Genomic DNA, 16,221 nt, shown 5'->3' with positions numbered 1-16,221 from the left:
AATGGCCTGCCATAAAGACAAGCCATTGATTTTAAAAACACTAACTTATTTTTAGACTATTTACTTAAAGTTGAGCATTTTCCGATATCGCTGCCATTCGAAACTACCCCCCGGATCTGTCTTGCGCCCTGGCGCTATATCGCAATGGCCGACAATTCGTTGCGCAGTAATGGCCGGATAATGACGGGATATGGTTCGGCTGAGCCCTGCCAGCACCTCATATTGCGCATCGCTGTAGGGCAGCTCATCGGTCCCCTCCAGCTCGATGCCGATGGAAAAATCGTTGCAGGCCTCCCTCCCCTCCCAGCGCGATATCCCGGCATGCCAGGCTCGTGCGCCAAACGGCACGTATTGCACCAGCTCGCCATCACGCCGGATCAGGCAGTGGGCCGAGACCCGCAGCTGATGAATGCCGGCGAAGTAAGGGTGCGCCTCGGGGTCCAGCCGTCCCATGAAGAGATCGTCGATCCAAGGCCCGCCGAACTCCCCCGGCGGCAGGCTGATGCCGTGTACCACCAGCAGGGAGATATCGTCCAAACTGGCCCGCTCGTTGTGGTGCGGTGACGGCACCTTGCGGGCCTGTACACACCAACCGTCTGAATCAATGGAAAAAACTGTTTTAGGCTGGGTCATCATCTACTCGATCTGCAATGGAATGACGCATGTGATAGAGCCGGATGGGCAACAAGGCGATCCGCCTCTCAGGCTCATCGCAATCGTCTCAATCCACCCAGGCAACTGTGATAGGCTGAGCCATCTTCTGCTCAATTCTGGAAAGGATATGCACCCGATGGCGCGCCGCTTCTGGTTGCTGGCCTGGCTCTCTCTGATGGGGCTGCTGACCCTCTACTTTCACGCCCGCTCGCAACCCACAGTCACCGCCAGCGGTGAACTGCTGCTCAAGGCTGATGCCAGCGGCCACTATCGACTGGAGGGTGCCATCAACGGCCAACCGGTGCAACTGCTGCTGGACACGGGGGCAACCCGGGTCACGGTGCCACGTCAGGTGGCCGAGCGCATCGGGCTGAGCCCCAACGGCAACAGCCTGGTCAACACGGCAGCAGGTACTATTCAGGTACAGACCGGCCAGATTGAAACGCTGGTGATGGGTCCGCTGACCTTGTACGATTTGCCCATCTATATCAATCCGGCGGCCGACGGGGACGAGATCCTGGTGGGCATGAATGCCCTGGGCCGGCTGGAATTGCGCCAGAAAGACAGACAGTTGCTTCTCAGACCCTTGCAGGAATAACAGGCATGTTACAACAGGACATCCGCCGCGCCGTGCGCGCCGCACTACTCGAAGACTTAGGTCAAGCCCTCACCACGCTGGACCAACCGGATGCCAGCGCCGATATCACGGCCCAGCTGATCCCGGCGGATCGCTTGGCCAGCGCCCGGGTCATCACCCGCGAAGCTGGCGTATTCTGTGGCCAACCCTGGGTGGATGAGGTGTTCGTCCAGCTCGGTGGCGAAGTGAAGGTGGAGTGGCTGGTACAGGATGGCGAGCTGCTCTCCCCCAACCAAGAGCTGTTCCGCCTGCATGGCCTGGCCCGCGTGTTGCTGACCGGCGAGCGCAACGCACTGAACTTCGTGCAGACCCTCTCCGGCGTCGCCACCCTCACCGCTCGCTACGTGGCCGAGCTGGCGGGCACTGACTGCCGCCTGCTCGACACCCGCAAGACCTTGCCGGGGCTGCGCGCCGCCCAGAAATATGCCGTGACCTGCGGCGGCGGCAAGAACCATCGAATCGGCCTGTTCGATGCCTACCTCATCAAAGAGAACCATATCCTCGCCTGCGGCGGCATAAGCGAAGCCATCAGCGAAGCGCGCCGCCTCAATCCGGGCAAACCGGTCGAGGTGGAGGTTGAATCCCTGGCCGAACTGGAACAGGCACTGCTTGCCGGCGCCGACATAGTGATGCTGGACAACTTCGATGTGCCCATGATGCGTGAAGCCGTGGCTCTCAATCAGGGCCGTGCCAAGCTGGAGGTCTCCGGCAATGTCACCCTGGACACGCTTGCGGGCTATGCCGCCACCGGCGTCGATTTCATCTCGGTCGGGGCGCTGACCAAGCACGTGCGGGCACTGGATCTCTCTATGCGCTTTATCTAGCCGGGGAGGTGTCACGATCGCAGTATGATGCCGATGACAGATAACAGGATGAAGGACTTGCAAAAGGCGCCACGGGCGCCTTTTCTTTATGCAGGATCCCTCAGCAAAGGAGTGTGATGATGGACCCAGTCCCACCAGTAAAAAAGAGTCGATAGAGGCTCTTTGTCTATGATTTATATCACGTTATCAGCAAATGACAGAAAAGTGTTCAACAAAGGCCACAACCTCTGTTGCCAAGCCGGACAGCTCGGATAAGATATTGACGTGTGGATAGTTTTCCACCGGCACTTCCCAGGAACCAAGGACAAAAGGATATTTGAAATGAAGAAACAATCAGGCTTTACCCTTATCGAATTGATGATCGTGGTCGCGATCGTCGCCATCCTGGCCGCCATTGCGCTGCCGGCGTATCAGACTTACACCAAAAAAGCGAAATTCACCGAAGTAGTTGCTGCAACCGGTGCGGCTAAAACAGCGTTAGAAGTATGTAGTCAAGCAGGCAATGCTCCTGCTACATGTGTAACTTCAGCGACAACAGCTGTCAGTGGCAGCGTTGCAACAACAATCGTAGACAAAGTTGAAGTACGAGCAACTAACTCAACACAAGGCTCAGCAGTCTATGAAGTAAAAGCAACAGGCCTAGCACCAGTAGCAGAAACTTATTACATTATTGGCACAGAAGAGGCTGGCAGAGTTAAATGGGAGGCAAATCCAAGCGGCTCCGTTGGATCTTGCGTAAATGCTGGGATTTGCTAATCCAGCATGACCTCTAGCCCCAATAGCGGCCTGGCGTTAAGCCTGGCCGCTTCTTCCCTGCTCAGTGAGTCCGACTCACAGCGCTACCTGAGCCAAGCCAAGGCCCAGCGCAAGCCCTTTGTGACCTTTCTGATAGAGAACGAGATCCTCGACAGCAAGGCGCTGGCGGATTTCTGCGAGCTGGAGTATGGGGTACCTCTGCTGGATCTTGCCGCCTTCGACCTGGCCGAGATCCCGCAGAAATACCTCAATCAGAAGCTGATTGAGAAACACCATGTGCTGCCCATCTATACCCAGGGCCATACCCTCTATATCGCCATGTCGGATCCGACCAACGTCTCGGCGCTGGAGGATTTCGGCTTCAGCTTCGGGCTGCATACCGAGGCGCTGCTGGTCGAAGAGAACAAGCTGACGACCGCCATTGGCAAGCTGCTGGAAAGTGATCATGATGCCCTCGGCATGGAGGACATCGACGAATCCGAGATCTCAGAGCTGGAAGTCTCGGACGAAAACTCGCGGCTCGATGAGAGCGTCAACACCGCCGATGACGATGCCCCCATAGTCAAATACATCAACAAAATCATGATGGATGCCATCAAGCGTGGCGCATCCGACCTGCACTTCGAACCCTATGAAACCAAATACCGCATCCGCTTTCGGATCGACGGTATATTGCACGAAATCGCAACGCCACCGGTCAATCTGGCCAACCGCTTCTCCGCCCGCCTCAAGGTCATGGCACGGCTCGATATCGCCGAACGGCGGCTGCCGCAGGATGGCCGCATCAAGCTGAAACTGTCCCGCAACAAGTCCATGGACATGCGGGTCAACACCCTGCCCACCATGTGGGGCGAGAAGATCGTCATACGCTTGCTGGACTCTTCGGCGGCGCGGCTCAACATAGAGCAACTCGGCTTTGACGACCGGCAGAAGGCACAATATCTGCGCGCCCTCTCCAAGCCGCAGGGCATGATACTGGTGACCGGTCCCACCGGTTCGGGCAAGACAGTCTCCCTCTATACCGGTCTCAATATTCTCAACACCACTGAGGTGAACATCTCCACCGCCGAAGATCCGGTGGAGATCAACCTGCCCGGCGTCAACCAGGTACAGGTCAACCCCAAGGCGGGGCTGACCTTCGCCAGTGCCCTGCGCTCCTTTCTTCGTCAGGATCCCGACGTGGTCATGGTGGGGGAGATCCGGGATCTGGAAACCGCCGAGATCGCCATCAAGGCTGCTCAGACAGGCCACCTGGTGCTCTCCACACTGCACACCAACTCGGCTGCCGAAACCCTGACCCGCATGATGAACATGGGGGTGCCCGCCTTCAACATTGCCTCCTCGGTGACCCTGATCATGGCCCAGCGACTCGCCCGCAAGTTGTGCGATCACTGCAAGGCACCCGAGGTGGTACCCGAAGCTGAGTTGCTGGAACTGGGATTCACCCAGCAGCAGCTGGCCGCCGGACTGCGCCTGTTCAAACCCGTGGGTTGCAAGGATTGCTCGGGCGGCTACAAAGGGCGGGTCGGTATCTACGAAATCATGCTAATGTCTGAAAACATTGCAAAATTGATCATGCAAGGTGCCAACTCTCTGCAAATTGCAGCCATTGCTCAAAAAGAGGGGATGCGCACTCTGCGTATATCCGGCCTTGAGAAGGCTCGTCTGGGAGTGACCAGCCTGGCAGAAATCAATCGAGTGACCACCAACTGACAGTGCATATCGATCAAGCTGATTCATCCAGGTGTCGCCAAGCTGGTGCGCCTGAGGATTTCCATCAGGCCAAGGCGACCCGCATAGCAAGGTATTGAGCGGGATACCAGAGCCCAATTGCAGGACGCAGTGATGGCAACGCTAACGCAGAAACAGAATGCCCCCAAAAAAGTCTTCGCCTTCCGCTGGAGCGGAGTGAACCGCAAGGGTCAGAAGGTCTCCGGTGAGCTACAGGCCGACAGTATCAACACGGTCAAGGCTGAACTGCGCAAGCAGGGCGTCAACGTCACCAAGGTGAGCAAGAAGAGCCAGGGGTTGTTTTCCAAGGGGGGCGCCAAGATCAAGCCGATGGATATTGCCATCGTCTCCCGTCAAATCACTACCATGCTTTCCGCCGGCGTTCCCCTGGTGCAGAGCCTGCAGATCATCGCCCGCAGCCACGAAAAAACCGCGATGCGTGAACTCATGGGGCAGATAGCCGCCGATGTGGAAACCGGTACTCCCATGTCCGAGGCGCTGCGCCGCCATCCCCGCCACTTTGACGACCTCTACTGCGATCTGGTGGAAGCAGGAGAGCAATCCGGTGCGCTGGAGACCATCTATGACCGCATCGCCACCTATCGGGAAAAGTCGGAAGCACTCAAGTCCAAGATCAAGAAGGCGATGTTCTATCCGACCATGGTCATCTTGGTCGCCATTATCGTCACCTCCATACTGCTGCTGTTCGTCATCCCGCAGTTTGAGGATATCTTCAAGAGCTTCGGCGCCGAGCTGCCCATTTTCACCCAGTTTGTCATCGGTATCTCCCGCTTCATGCAGAACTGGTGGTATGTCATCTTTGGTGGCACCGCGCTCGCCATTTTTCTCTATGTCCGGGCATGGCGCGCCTCCCAGAAGGTCAAAGACAACACCGACAAGTTCATCCTCACCATACCCGTGGTCGGCATGATACTGCACAAGGCGGCCATGGCCCGTTTCGCCCGCACCCTCTCCACCACCTTCTCCGCCGGTATCCCGCTGGTGGATGCACTGATCTCGGCCGCCGGCGCCTCCGGCAACTATGTCTATCGTACCGCCGTCATGGCCATTCGCAACGAGGTGGTCGCCGGCATGCAGATAAACGTGGCCATGCGCACCGTGGATCTCTTCCCCGACATGGTGATCCAGATGGTGATGATCGGCGAGGAGTCCGGCGCCATCGATGATATGCTCTCCAAGGTCGCTACCATCTTCGAGCAGGAGGTGGACGATCTGGTCGACGGCCTCACCAGCTTGCTCGAGCCTCTCATCATGGTGGTGCTGGGGGTACTGGTTGGCGGTATGGTCGTTGCCATGTACTTGCCTATCTTCAAGCTAGGGTCAGTTATTCACTGATCCTTTACAAATTCGAGACCTAACGTTGCAGCTCACCGATATACTCCATAGCCTGCCCTGGCTCTATTTTTCGCTGGTATTTCTCTTTTCCCTGATGATCGGCAGTTTTCTCAACGTGGTGATCCACCGCTTGCCCATCATGCTGGAACGGGAGTGGCAGGCCGAATATCGCAGCTACTTCAACCCTGATGACGAAGTGAGTGACGAACCGCCCTACAACCTGATGGTGCCTCGCTCCTGCTGCCCCCACTGCGATCGCCCCATAACGGCACTGGAGAACATCCCCCTGTTGAGCTGGCTCTGGCTCAAAGGACGCTGCCGAGGCTGCCAGGCTCCCATATCTGCTCGCTATCCGCTGGTCGAGTTGCTGACAGCGCTGCTTTCGGTAGTCGTTGCCATGACACTCACGCCGGGCTGGGGCACGCTGGCCGCACTGCTGCTGACCTGGGTACTGGTGGCCCTCACCTTCATCGATCTCGACAAGATGCTGCTGCCGGACCAGCTCACCTTGCCCCTGCTGTGGGGTGGGCTGTTGTTCAACTTGCTGGGCGGTTTTGTATCGCTTGGCGATGCAGTGATCGGCGCCATGGCCGGTTATCTGGTGCTATGGAGCCTCTATTGGGCCTTCAAGCTGCTCACCGGCAAAGAGGGCATGGGCTATGGCGACTTCAAGCTGCTGGCCGCGCTGGGCGCCTGGCTGGGCTGGCAGGCGCTGCCCATAGTGCTGCTGCTCTCCTCCCTGGTCGGTGCCTTCATGGGCATAGGCCTGATCCTGTTGCGCAATCACCATCAGAGCAAACCCATTCCCTTTGGCCCCTATCTCGCCATCGCAGGCTGGATCGCCCTGCTGTGGGGCGATAACATCACCCGCTGGTATCTCGCTACTGTTCTCTGAAAAGGGTGTTCTGACCCATGTATGTTGTTGCAATCACAGGTGGCATTGGCAGCGGTAAAACCACCATAGCCAACCAATTTGCCGAACTGGGCATAGACGTAGTGGATGCGGACGTCATCGCTCGCGAAGTCGTAGAACCCGGCGCCCCGGCCCTTGCTGCCATCGCGGCCCATTTTGGCCCGGATGTCATCACCCCTGATGACCAGCTCGATCGACGCCGTCTGCGGGAACGAGTGTTCAGCAACCCTGATGCCAAGGCCTGGCTCAATGCCCTGCTCCACCCTCTGATCCGCCAGGAGATGCTGCGCCAGTGTGCCGCCGCCCGCTCCCCCTATTGCCTGCTGGTGGTGCCGCTACTGGTGGAGAACAAGCTAACCGGCCTTGCCAATCGGGTGCTGGTGATCGACGTGGATGAGGCGACCCAGATTGAGCGAACCTGCCGTCGGGACGGCGTCAGCCGGGCCCAAGCGGAGGCCATTCTGGCCGCCCAGGCGAGTCGGGCGGAACGGCTCGCAGTCGCCGATGACGTGCTGGACAACAAAAATGGCGCACCCGAGACCATAAAGCCGCGTATTTTAGCGCTGCACGAGACATATATGGCATTTGCCTCTCAACAAGCCAGCCAAGTGTGAGTACACTAGGCCGGTTTATGGCTGGCCAGGATTAGGCATGATTTACGATTTCCCCCTCAATGAAAAAAGCCGGACCTATCTTCGTCTGGAGTCCTTGTTTTCCCAGATCCGCGACAATCTGGAGAGTGACCAGTCCTGGGCACACATCGCCTTCTTCAAGGGGTTGTTCGATCTGCAGGAGCTGCTGGAACGTGGCGATCTGCGCGCCGATCTCATCAAGGATCTGGAACGTCTAGGACAGCGTCTGAGCCACTGGGCCAGCCTGCCGGATGTCGACCTGGAGCAGATCAAACAGATGCAGCAGGAGAGTACCCAGCTCTCTCGCAACCTGCTCAGCGCCCCGCGTCCCGGCGCCAAACTGAAAGAAGATCGGCTGCTCGGCTCCATCCGCCAGCGCTTCTCCATCCCTGGCGGTCTGTGCGCCTTTGATGTACCGCAGCTGCACCACTGGCTCGGCACCCCGGCTGTTGCTCGCCATCAGCAGATGCAACTGTGGCTCAGCGACATCAACCTGCTGATGAATGCCATCTCCCTGCTGCTGCGGCTGTGGCGCGAATCCGGCAACTTCAGCGATCAGATCGCCACCAACGGTTTCTTCCAGGACACCGCCGAGAGTGCCGAACTGATCCGGATCCGCCTGCCCGGCGCCCAGCAGTGCTATCCGACGCTGAGCGGCCACAAGAACCGTTTCGCCCTGCGCTTCCTGCCAACCACAGAGCAGCAGATTGGCGATGTCCCCTTCCAGCTTGCCTGCTGCTAAGGAGCAAGAATGGTCACCAAGATAAAATGCCCGACCTGTAAAACCGAGCTGGAGTGGGGCCCCCAGAGCCCGTTTCGGCCCTTCTGCTGCAAGCGCTGCCAGCTGATCGATCTGGGCGAGTGGGCCAATGAGGAGAAACGCATCCCGGGCCCCATCAATCCGGATTTGCTACCTTACCCGGAAGAGGGTGAGCAGTGGCAATGAACCGCGCACAAAAAAGGGCCCGCAAGGCCCTTTTTTAATCGTCGTCATACGCACGACCCAGCTACACCGCATCAGGCGGTCAGAGAGGCTTGCAGCCGCGCCACGATAGGACCGTTGGCATCCGGGAACCGGTATTCATGCAGCGACGCCAGCGGGACCCACAGACACTCCTGCCCTTCTTTGCCGAACGGCTCGCCGCTGAAACGGGTCACTTTCCAGATATCCAGCAACACCTGCTTCTCGGGGTAGTCGTGATGCAGCTCCATGAAGGGGGTACAATCCAGCACCCGGATGCCAATCTCTTCCCACAGCTCCCTGTCCAGTGCGGTGAGCAGATCTTCCCCCGACTCCACCTTGCCACCCGGAAACTCCCAGCGATCGCCCTGATGGCGATCTGAAGAGCGCTTGGCGATGAAGATGTCGCCCCGTTCATTCTCGATGACGCCCACCGCCACCCAGAGCCGTTTTTTCTGTTCCATCATTATCCTCAGCGTAAACACGGCAACTTGGTCATCCAGGGGGCCAAGCGGCTAGCCTGGCGCTCCCCTTGTGCCGTAAAGATATCCTGCCCCACATGCTCGTTTCCGGCGGGAGCGGGATGCGGCCAGGGGAGCGCCCCTGGCGGGGTGAAACAGCGATCATGAACCAGACAGCTCTGGGCCAGATAGCCCCAAAGCATGTCGCGCAGAAACCATTGATCTATGTTCGGCGTTTCCATCGCCTCAGGTTGATAGGCATTAAGCAAGGGGGTCAACGGCGGCAGAACGCCAGCGATCCCTCCCCACATGCCCGCCAATACCAGATCGGTATGGCTCCACCAGTCCCGCATGATATGAAACCAGCGGACCGATGCAAGCCAGTCATCGACGGCAACGCGTTCTCGCACGCTCAGCACTGAATCCACATCCCGCACCAGAAAACGGCCCACCCGCGGATCGTTGGCCACCTGGAAGCGCCAGCACAGACGCTGGCGCTGGGATTGACCAGACGCTTGCACCAGCACCTCGGCCCCCAGCTCCCGCAGACAAGCCATCAGTGCCGACGGCACGCTCTCATCCACATAGAAGCGCACACGCCACCCGGGATAGAGATAGGCGGCCGCCAGCACGTTGTCGACAGCCCCTCTCTAAGATAGCGAGGTGCCTTGCCCCACAGGGAGAAGGCAATGACATCTGGCTGGTTTTCGTGGCTCGCCAGCCAGGTTTCCGGCCCATCGCCGGGTAACGACCAGCCACCGGGCTGATATCGGGCCGCGCGCTCTTTCAGGGTCAGTGCCCTGGTGCCTGCCACTGCTGCCTCGGCATGACGTCCCAGCTTGGCCAGCGAGGCACAAAGCGCGTCCAGCGCATGGAAATCCTCCGGAGCTCGCACCAGCAGGATCTGCAACCTCTCGACCGCACGTTCGTATGGTCCCGAGCGCGATAGACTGATGCAGAGATTGCGCAGCACCTCGTCATTCTCGGGTGCCATCTGGTAAGCCATCTCCAGCACTTGTGCGCAGAGGCCGGGTCATCACACAGGAAGAGGTAATAGGCAAACTGCAGCTGCCATTCCACCGATTTGACTGCGGTACCATTCAGTCGCACCAGCAACTACTAGATCGCCGCCTGCCGCTGACCTGCGAGCCAGCACTCATGGGCACCGTTATCCCATCCTGTCGGTATCTTGCTCATGGCACTCCTTCGCCGCCCTTAAATGAATGCACCGCCCGGAGGCGGTGCATGAAGCGTCACTGACAGATCAGGTCAACTGACCGTGGCAGTGCTTGTATTTCTTGCCGGAGCCGCAAGGGCAGGGATCGTTGCGACCGACCTTCTGCTCGTCCCGCACGAAGGTGGTGTGACCCTGTTCGGCCGCAGCCTCTTCATCGGCCAGCTGACTCTCTGCGGCGGCATGGGTATAGGTGTGGGGAGCGGCTTCCGCCTGCTGGCGCTGCTGTTCTTCCAACGCCTCCACGTCATCACGCCCCTGCACCTGCACGCGGCTCAGTATGCTGACCACGTCGCGCTTGAGGGTTTCCAGCATCTGGGTGAACAGATCGAAGGATTCGCGCTTGTACTCCTGCTTGGGATTTTTCTGGGCGTAACCACGCAAATGAATACCCTGACGCAGGTGATCCATGGCCGCCAGATGTTCCTTCCACAGGCCATCCAGGGTTTGCAGCATCACGGCCTTTTCGAAGTTGCGCAGCACCTCTTTGCCGACCAGCTCTTCCTTGTGGACATAGAGCTTGGTGGCTTCTTCCAGAATGCGCTCTCGCAGCTTCTCTTCATACAATTTGTCATCTTCCGCCAGCCACTGCTGCAGCGGCAGATCCAGCGCGAAGTCCGCCTTCAGGCGCGCTTCCAGACCCGGCACATCCCACATCTCTTCCAGAGACTGGGGCGGAATGTATTCGTCGATCACGGCGCCGTAGACGTCGTCACGAATAACGTGAATGGTCTCGGAGATGTCGTTGGTGTCCAGCAGCTCGTTGCGCTGCTCATAGACCACCTTGCGCTGGTCATTGGCCACGTCATCAAACTCGAGCAGGCTCTTGCGGATGTCGAAGTTGCGACCTTCCACCTTGCGCTGGGCGTTTTCGATGGCCTTGGTCACCCAGGGGTGCTCGATGGCTTCGCCCTCTTCCATACCCAGCTTCTTCATCATGCCGGTGACACGATCGGAGGCGAAGATACGCATCAGGGTATCTTCCATGGAGAGATAGAAGCGGGAAGAACCCGGGTCACCCTGACGACCGGAACGACCGCGCAGCTGGTTGTCGATGCGACGGGATTCGTGGCGCTCGGTACCTATGATGTGCAAACCACCGGCGGCCAGCACGGCATCGTGGCGTATCTGCCAGGCGGCCTTGATTTCACTGATCTGCTCGTCGCTCGGATTTTCCAGCTGGGCAATCTCTGCCTGCCAGTTGCCACCCAGCACGATGTCGGTACCACGACCGGCCATGTTGGTGGCGATGGTGACGGCACCGAGTTGACCCGCCTGAGCGACTATCTCCGCTTCCATGGCATGGAACTTGGCGTTCAGTACCTTGTGCGGGATCTCTTCCTTGGTAAGGATGCCGGAGAGCAGCTCCGAGTTTTCGATGGAGACGGTACCGACCAGTACCGGCTGGCCCTTGGCCACGCACTGACGAATATCTTCGATGATGGCGGTGTATTTCTCATTGGCGGTCAGATAGACCAGATCGCCCATGTCTTTGCGCACCATCGGCTTGTTGGTCGGGATAACAACGGTATCCAGGCCATAAATCTGCTGGAATTCAAAGGCTTCGGTATCCGCAGTACCCGTCATGCCCGCCAGCTTGTCATAGAGACGGAAGTAGTTCTGGAAGGTGATGGAGGCCAGCGTCTGGTTCTCGTTCTGGATCTTGACCCCTTCCTTCGCCTCGACGGCCTGGTGCAGACCATCGGACCAGCGACGGCCCGGCATGGTACGACCGGTGTGCTCGTCGACGATGACGATCTCGTCTTTTTGCACTATGTAGTCGACGTTGCGCTCAAACAGGGTATGGGCACGCAAGCCGGCGTTGACGTGGTGCAGCAGGCTGATGTTGGTGGCGGAGAACAGGGAGTCCTCTTCTGCCAGCAAACCTTCCCGCTTTAGCAGCTCTTCCACGAAGATCTGGCCGTTTTCAGTCAACAGGGCCTGACGATTCTTCTCGTCGACCGTGTAGTGGCCTTCACCCGTGTACTCCTCTGTGTCTTCCTTGTCCTGCTTGATCAACTGCGGGATCAGCTTGTTGACCTGGATGTAAAGGGCGGAGCTGTCTTCGGCCGGGCCCGAGATGATGAGCGGGGTACGTGCTTCATCGATGAGCACGGAATCCACCTCATCCACCAGCGCGTAGTTGAGCGGGCGCTGCACGCGCTGTTCCGGCGAAAACGCCATGTTGTCGCGCAGGTAATCGAAACCGAATTCGTTGTTGGTACCGTAGGTGATGTCGGCGGCGTAGGCGTCACGCTTCTGGGACGCATCCATGCCAGGCACGTTGCAATCGACCGTCATGCCAAGGAAGGTGAACAGGGGGCGGTTCGCCTCGGCATCACGCTTGGCCAGATAGTCGTTCACCGTCACCACGTGCACACCACGACCGCTCAGGGCATTCAGATATGCCGGCAAGGTGGCCGTCAGCGTCTTGCCTTCACCGGTTTTCATTTCGGCGATGCGGTTGGAGTTCAGTACCATGCCACCGATCAGCTGCACATCAAAGTGACGCATGCCAAACACCCGGCGAGAGGCTTCACGCACGGTGGCGAACGCTTCCGGCAGCAACTGCTCCAGCGTCTCACCCTGCTCCAGACGCTGACGATATTCAGCTGTCTTGGCCTGCAACTCCTGATCGGAGAGGGCCTCGAACTGAGGCTCCATCGCATTGATCTGTTTTACAATTTTGCGCAAAGCCTTGAGCGTTCTGTCGTTCCGGCTGCCGATAATCTTGGTGAGCAGTGTGCTAATCATGGGTACCAACTATTTCTGGTTATATAAGTGTTCCGTCACTGGAACCTGGAGAAAAAAACCTAACCCCGTCTGGCGTTAAGAAAGCGTGCGGGGTTGACCTGACGACCGTCTTTCAACACTTCGTAATGCAAATGGACCCCGGTCGCGCGACCGGTGCGTCCCATCAAGGCAATCTTCTGGCCCTCATCGACCAGAGTGCCCACTTCGACCAGCAACTTGGAGTTGTGGGCGTAGCGGGTCACCAGACCATTGCCATGGTTGATCTCCACCATGTTGCCAAATTCCGGATGGCGGCCTGCCCAGCTGACGACGCCCGGGCCTGTAGCCAGGATGGGAGTGCCGGACTTGCCACGGAAATCCACTCCTTTATGCATCTTGGCACGACCGTTGAACGGATCGACCCGACCACCGAAGCCAGAGGAGACCCAAACTCGCTCCTGCTTGACCGGCGAACCGGAAATAAAACCGGCATCGGTTATATGGTGATTCATGATGAAAGATTCAAGTACCGACAGCTGCTCTTCACGACTGCTGAGCTGCTGGCTGAGATGCTTCATGGAGTCCTGCAGCTCATTGAGGCTGACTTCCAGATCCGCATCATAGGAAGGACCGCCCATGGGGGGCAACTCCTTGAAATTGAACTCCTCGGGATCGAGGTCTGCCTTTTCGGTCAGCCGCTCGCCGAGCGCATTGAGGCGACCCAGCTGCCCCTGCATGGTGCCCACCTGGGCAGCCAGCATGGCAAGCTGTTCGCGGGCTTCATCGGCCCCTTGCGTGGATTTTTGCTGTTCGGCCATGGCCAGCGCGACTTCCAGCGCCTCCATTTTCTGGTGCCAGCTCTGCCAGAGCCAACCACCACCCAGGGCCAATACAGTGAAGAGGATACCGCCGACCCAGGCCAGACGTTGTTTGGGTAAGTGCAACTTGCGTCGCTGCTTGCCGTTGAGGATCAGGGTAATGCTCATAGAAATCAGTCTGCTCGGTCAGGTGAGGCCAGGAGCCAGCACGGGGAATAAAACCGGGAGATAATCGGTATTAAAGGATGGAGTAAACAAATGACGGAACGTCGGTGCGGAGAGAGGACCGACGTTCCGTTGCACAGCTATCAGGCCAGAACCAGACCGTTATCGTAGTAAGCGATGGGCGCTTTGTCGCCCTCACCCTCGAAGGTCACCAGTTCCCAAGCCTCCTGCTCAGCCAGCAAGGCACGCAGCAGCTTGTTGTTCAGGGCATGACCCGTCTTGTAGGCACGGAATTCGCCAATGATGCTGCGGTTGCACATGTACAAGTCACCGATCGCATCCAACATCTTGTGTTTGACGAATTCGTCCTCATAACGCAGACCATCTTCGTTCAGTACCCGATAGTCATCCAGCACCACGGCATTTTCCAGGCTTCCGCCCAGTGCCAGGTTCTGGGAACGCAGGTACTCGATGTCACGCATGAAACCGAAAGTACGGGCACGACTGATCTCTTTCACGAAAGAGGCACCGGAGAAATCCAGCACACAACGCTGATTGCGTCCTTCAAATACCGGATGCTGGAAATCGATCTCGAGATCCATCTTGAAGCCGTTGCGATAGGGGTGGAATTCCGCCCACTTGTCGCCGTCTTCAACCCGGATGCTCTGCTTGATCCGCACAAACTGCTTGGCCGCATTTTGCTCACGGATACCGACTTCTTGCAGCAGGTAGATAAAGGGGTGCGCACTGCCGTCCATCACCGGGATCTCGGGCGCGTCAACCTCGACATAGAGGTTGTCGATCCCCATCCCGGCCAGCGCGGCAGAGAGGTGCTCAATGGTAGAGACACGGACACCGGCTTCGTTGACCAGAGCGGTACAAAGCACGGTATCGCGCACCTGATCGGCATTGGCTGGCAGCGCGACCACAGGATCAAGATCGGTACGCAAGTAAACGATCCCTGTGTTAACAGGCGCCGGACGGAACGTCATTGTGACTTTCCGGCCCGAATGCAGGCCCACACCGGTGGCCTGGACACTCGTTTTCAAGGTTCTTTGTCTAATCATGGGCGTATCCGCTTAACAGCTCATATTCCGGACCAGATGGTCGTTGGCAGGCCATCTTAGCACATTCCTTAAGCAACAAACAAACTAGTGCCATTGGAGGCTTAGTCGGCTTGCTTGCGCAGGAACGCAGGAATATCGAGATAATCCGGTTCGCGACGAGCTTGCGGCTCGGCGTTGACCACCTTGGCCGGGGCCTCTTCCATCACGCGAGACTGCAGAGCTTCGCTGATCAGGGGCTGACGGGCCGGACGCTCTTGTACCATGTTGTTCTTGACCAGTGTGATGTCGGGCTTGCGCTCGGCACCGATACCGGTGGCAACCACGGTCACACGCAGTTCGTCGTGCATTTCCGGGTCGATTACGGTACCCACCACCACGGTGGCGTTCTCGGAGGCGAAGGCCTTGACCGCGTTACCCACGGTTTCGAACTCTTCGATGGTCATGTCCATGCCGGCGGTGATGTTGACCAGGATGCCACGGGCACCGGCCAGATCCACGTCTTCCAGCAGCGGGCTGGAGATGGCTTTCTCGGCCGCTTCTTCGGCACGGTCATCACCGGAGGCGGAACCGGTACCCATCATAGCGGTACCCATTTCACGCATCACGGTACGCACGTCCGCGAAGTCGACGTTGATCAAGCCCGGACGGGTGATCAGCTCGGCAATACCCTGTACCGCACCCAGCAGCACATCGTTGGCAGCCTTGAAGGCGTCCAGCAGCGAGATGCCACGACCCAGCACCTTCAGCAACTTGTCGTTGGGGATGGTGATCAGGGAGTCGACGTTCTTGGACAGCTCTTCGATACCGTGGGCGGCGAAGCCCATCCGCTTCTTCCCTTCGAAGGAGAACGGCTTGGTTACGACAGCAACTGTCAGTATGCCCATCTCGCGGGCCACTTCGGCCACGATCGGCGCAGCACCGGTACCGGTACCACCACCCATGCCGGCGGCGATGAACACCATGTCGGAACCGGTCAGCAGCTCGCGCAGCGCTTCCCTGTCTTCCATGGCCGCATCACGACCCACTTCCGGATTGGCTCCGGCACCCAGACCCTTGGTGATGCCACCACCGATCTGCAGGGTTGTGTTGGCGCTGGAGTTACGCAGAGCCTGAGCGTCGGTGTTGACGGTAATGAACTCGACACCTTCGATGTTTTGACGAACCATGTGCTCGACTGCGTTGCCGCCGCCGCCACCCACACCAATCACTTTAATGACGGCTTCGTCAGTGTGGCTATCCATAAATTCAAACATGTTGTCTCTCCGCTTTATTTGCCTGA

General features: G+C 58.3%; 15 protein-coding genes and 1 pseudogene. 9 read left to right on the top strand and 7 right to left on the bottom strand.

Annotation, left to right across the window (positions count from 1 at the left end; all coding sequences use genetic code 11):
- Positions 1 to 60 precede the first annotated feature (60 nt).
- On the bottom strand, positions 61 to 633 hold the full coding sequence (gene ampD, locus ACW5XD_RS11095; RefSeq protein ID WP_456494932.1) for a 1,6-anhydro-N-acetylmuramyl-L-alanine amidase AmpD: 573 nt from the start codon (positions 631 to 633) through the stop codon (positions 61 to 63).
- Positions 634 to 781: 148 nt separating this feature from the next.
- On the opposite strand from ampD, the gene ACW5XD_RS11090 reads away from it, so the two are divergent.
- From ACW5XD_RS11090 to yacG, 9 genes are all read left to right on the top strand, one after another.
- Positions 782 to 1,252, top strand: a complete 471-nt coding sequence (locus ACW5XD_RS11090) for a retropepsin-like aspartic protease family protein (protein ID WP_181003660.1) — start codon at positions 782 to 784, stop codon at positions 1,250 to 1,252.
- Between the two features lie 5 nt (positions 1,253 to 1,257).
- The gene (nadC, locus tag ACW5XD_RS11085; RefSeq protein WP_456494931.1) at positions 1,258 to 2,115 is read left to right on the top strand and encodes a carboxylating nicotinate-nucleotide diphosphorylase; all 858 of its coding nucleotides are present in this window, start codon (positions 1,258 to 1,260) and stop codon (positions 2,113 to 2,115) included.
- A 321-nt stretch (positions 2,116 to 2,436) separates the two neighbouring features.
- Positions 2,437 to 2,871, top strand: coding sequence for a pilin (locus ACW5XD_RS11080; protein WP_456494930.1), 435 nt, complete (start codon positions 2,437 to 2,439; stop codon positions 2,869 to 2,871).
- 6 nt (positions 2,872 to 2,877) lie between these two features.
- A complete protein-coding gene (gene tapB / locus ACW5XD_RS11075; RefSeq protein ID WP_456494929.1) occupies positions 2,878 to 4,584 on the top strand; it encodes a PilB family type IVa pilus assembly ATPase TapB in 1,707 nt (568 codons plus the stop codon).
- A 132-nt stretch (positions 4,585 to 4,716) separates the two neighbouring features.
- Positions 4,717 to 5,958: a type II secretion system F family protein gene (locus ACW5XD_RS11070; protein WP_456494928.1), complete on the top strand. Its 1,242-nt coding sequence runs from the start codon at positions 4,717 to 4,719 to the stop codon at positions 5,956 to 5,958.
- Positions 5,959 to 6,052: 94 nt separating this feature from the next.
- On the top strand, positions 6,053 to 6,853 hold the full coding sequence (gene tapD / locus ACW5XD_RS11065; RefSeq protein ID WP_456494994.1) for a type IVa prepilin peptidase/methyltransferase TapD: 801 nt from the start codon (positions 6,053 to 6,055) through the stop codon (positions 6,851 to 6,853).
- Between the two features lie 17 nt (positions 6,854 to 6,870).
- The gene (gene coaE / locus ACW5XD_RS11060) at positions 6,871 to 7,485 is read left to right on the top strand and encodes a dephospho-CoA kinase (RefSeq protein WP_456494927.1); all 615 of its coding nucleotides are present in this window, start codon (positions 6,871 to 6,873) and stop codon (positions 7,483 to 7,485) included.
- Positions 7,486 to 7,522: 37 nt separating this feature from the next.
- The gene (gene zapD / locus ACW5XD_RS11055; protein WP_456494926.1) at positions 7,523 to 8,245 is read left to right on the top strand and encodes a cell division protein ZapD; all 723 of its coding nucleotides are present in this window, start codon (positions 7,523 to 7,525) and stop codon (positions 8,243 to 8,245) included.
- 9 nt (positions 8,246 to 8,254) lie between these two features.
- Positions 8,255 to 8,449: a DNA gyrase inhibitor YacG gene (gene yacG / locus ACW5XD_RS11050; protein WP_042039030.1), complete on the top strand. Its 195-nt coding sequence runs from the start codon at positions 8,255 to 8,257 to the stop codon at positions 8,447 to 8,449.
- A gap of 71 nt (positions 8,450 to 8,520) precedes the next feature.
- Here yacG and mutT read toward each other — a convergent pair whose 3' ends face one another.
- From mutT to ftsZ, 6 genes and pseudogenes are all read right to left on the bottom strand, one after another.
- Entirely contained in the window at positions 8,521 to 8,928 is a 408-nt protein-coding gene (gene mutT, locus ACW5XD_RS11045; protein ID WP_456494925.1) for an 8-oxo-dGTP diphosphatase MutT, read from the bottom strand.
- A gap of 8 nt (positions 8,929 to 8,936) precedes the next feature.
- Positions 8,937 to 10,122: pseudogene (locus ACW5XD_RS11040) on the bottom strand (tetratricopeptide repeat protein).
- Between the two features lie 67 nt (positions 10,123 to 10,189).
- The gene (gene secA, locus ACW5XD_RS11035) at positions 10,190 to 12,913 is read right to left on the bottom strand and encodes a preprotein translocase subunit SecA (protein ID WP_456494924.1); all 2,724 of its coding nucleotides are present in this window, start codon (positions 12,911 to 12,913) and stop codon (positions 10,190 to 10,192) included.
- Between the two features lie 59 nt (positions 12,914 to 12,972).
- Positions 12,973 to 13,878, bottom strand: a complete 906-nt coding sequence (locus tag ACW5XD_RS11030; protein ID WP_456494923.1) for a peptidoglycan DD-metalloendopeptidase family protein — start codon at positions 13,876 to 13,878, stop codon at positions 12,973 to 12,975.
- A gap of 140 nt (positions 13,879 to 14,018) precedes the next feature.
- Entirely contained in the window at positions 14,019 to 14,942 is a 924-nt protein-coding gene (gene lpxC, locus ACW5XD_RS11025; RefSeq protein ID WP_456494922.1) for a UDP-3-O-acyl-N-acetylglucosamine deacetylase, read from the bottom strand.
- Positions 14,943 to 15,043: 101 nt separating this feature from the next.
- On the bottom strand, positions 15,044 to 16,195 hold the full coding sequence (gene ftsZ / locus ACW5XD_RS11020; RefSeq protein WP_005305686.1) for a cell division protein FtsZ: 1,152 nt from the start codon (positions 16,193 to 16,195) through the stop codon (positions 15,044 to 15,046).
- Positions 16,196 to 16,221: the final 26 nt, after the last annotated feature.

Source organism: Aeromonas enterica (assembly GCF_054052465.1).
The sequence above is the reverse complement of the archived record's forward strand: the minus strand, read 5'-3'. Positions and strand labels throughout refer to the sequence as shown.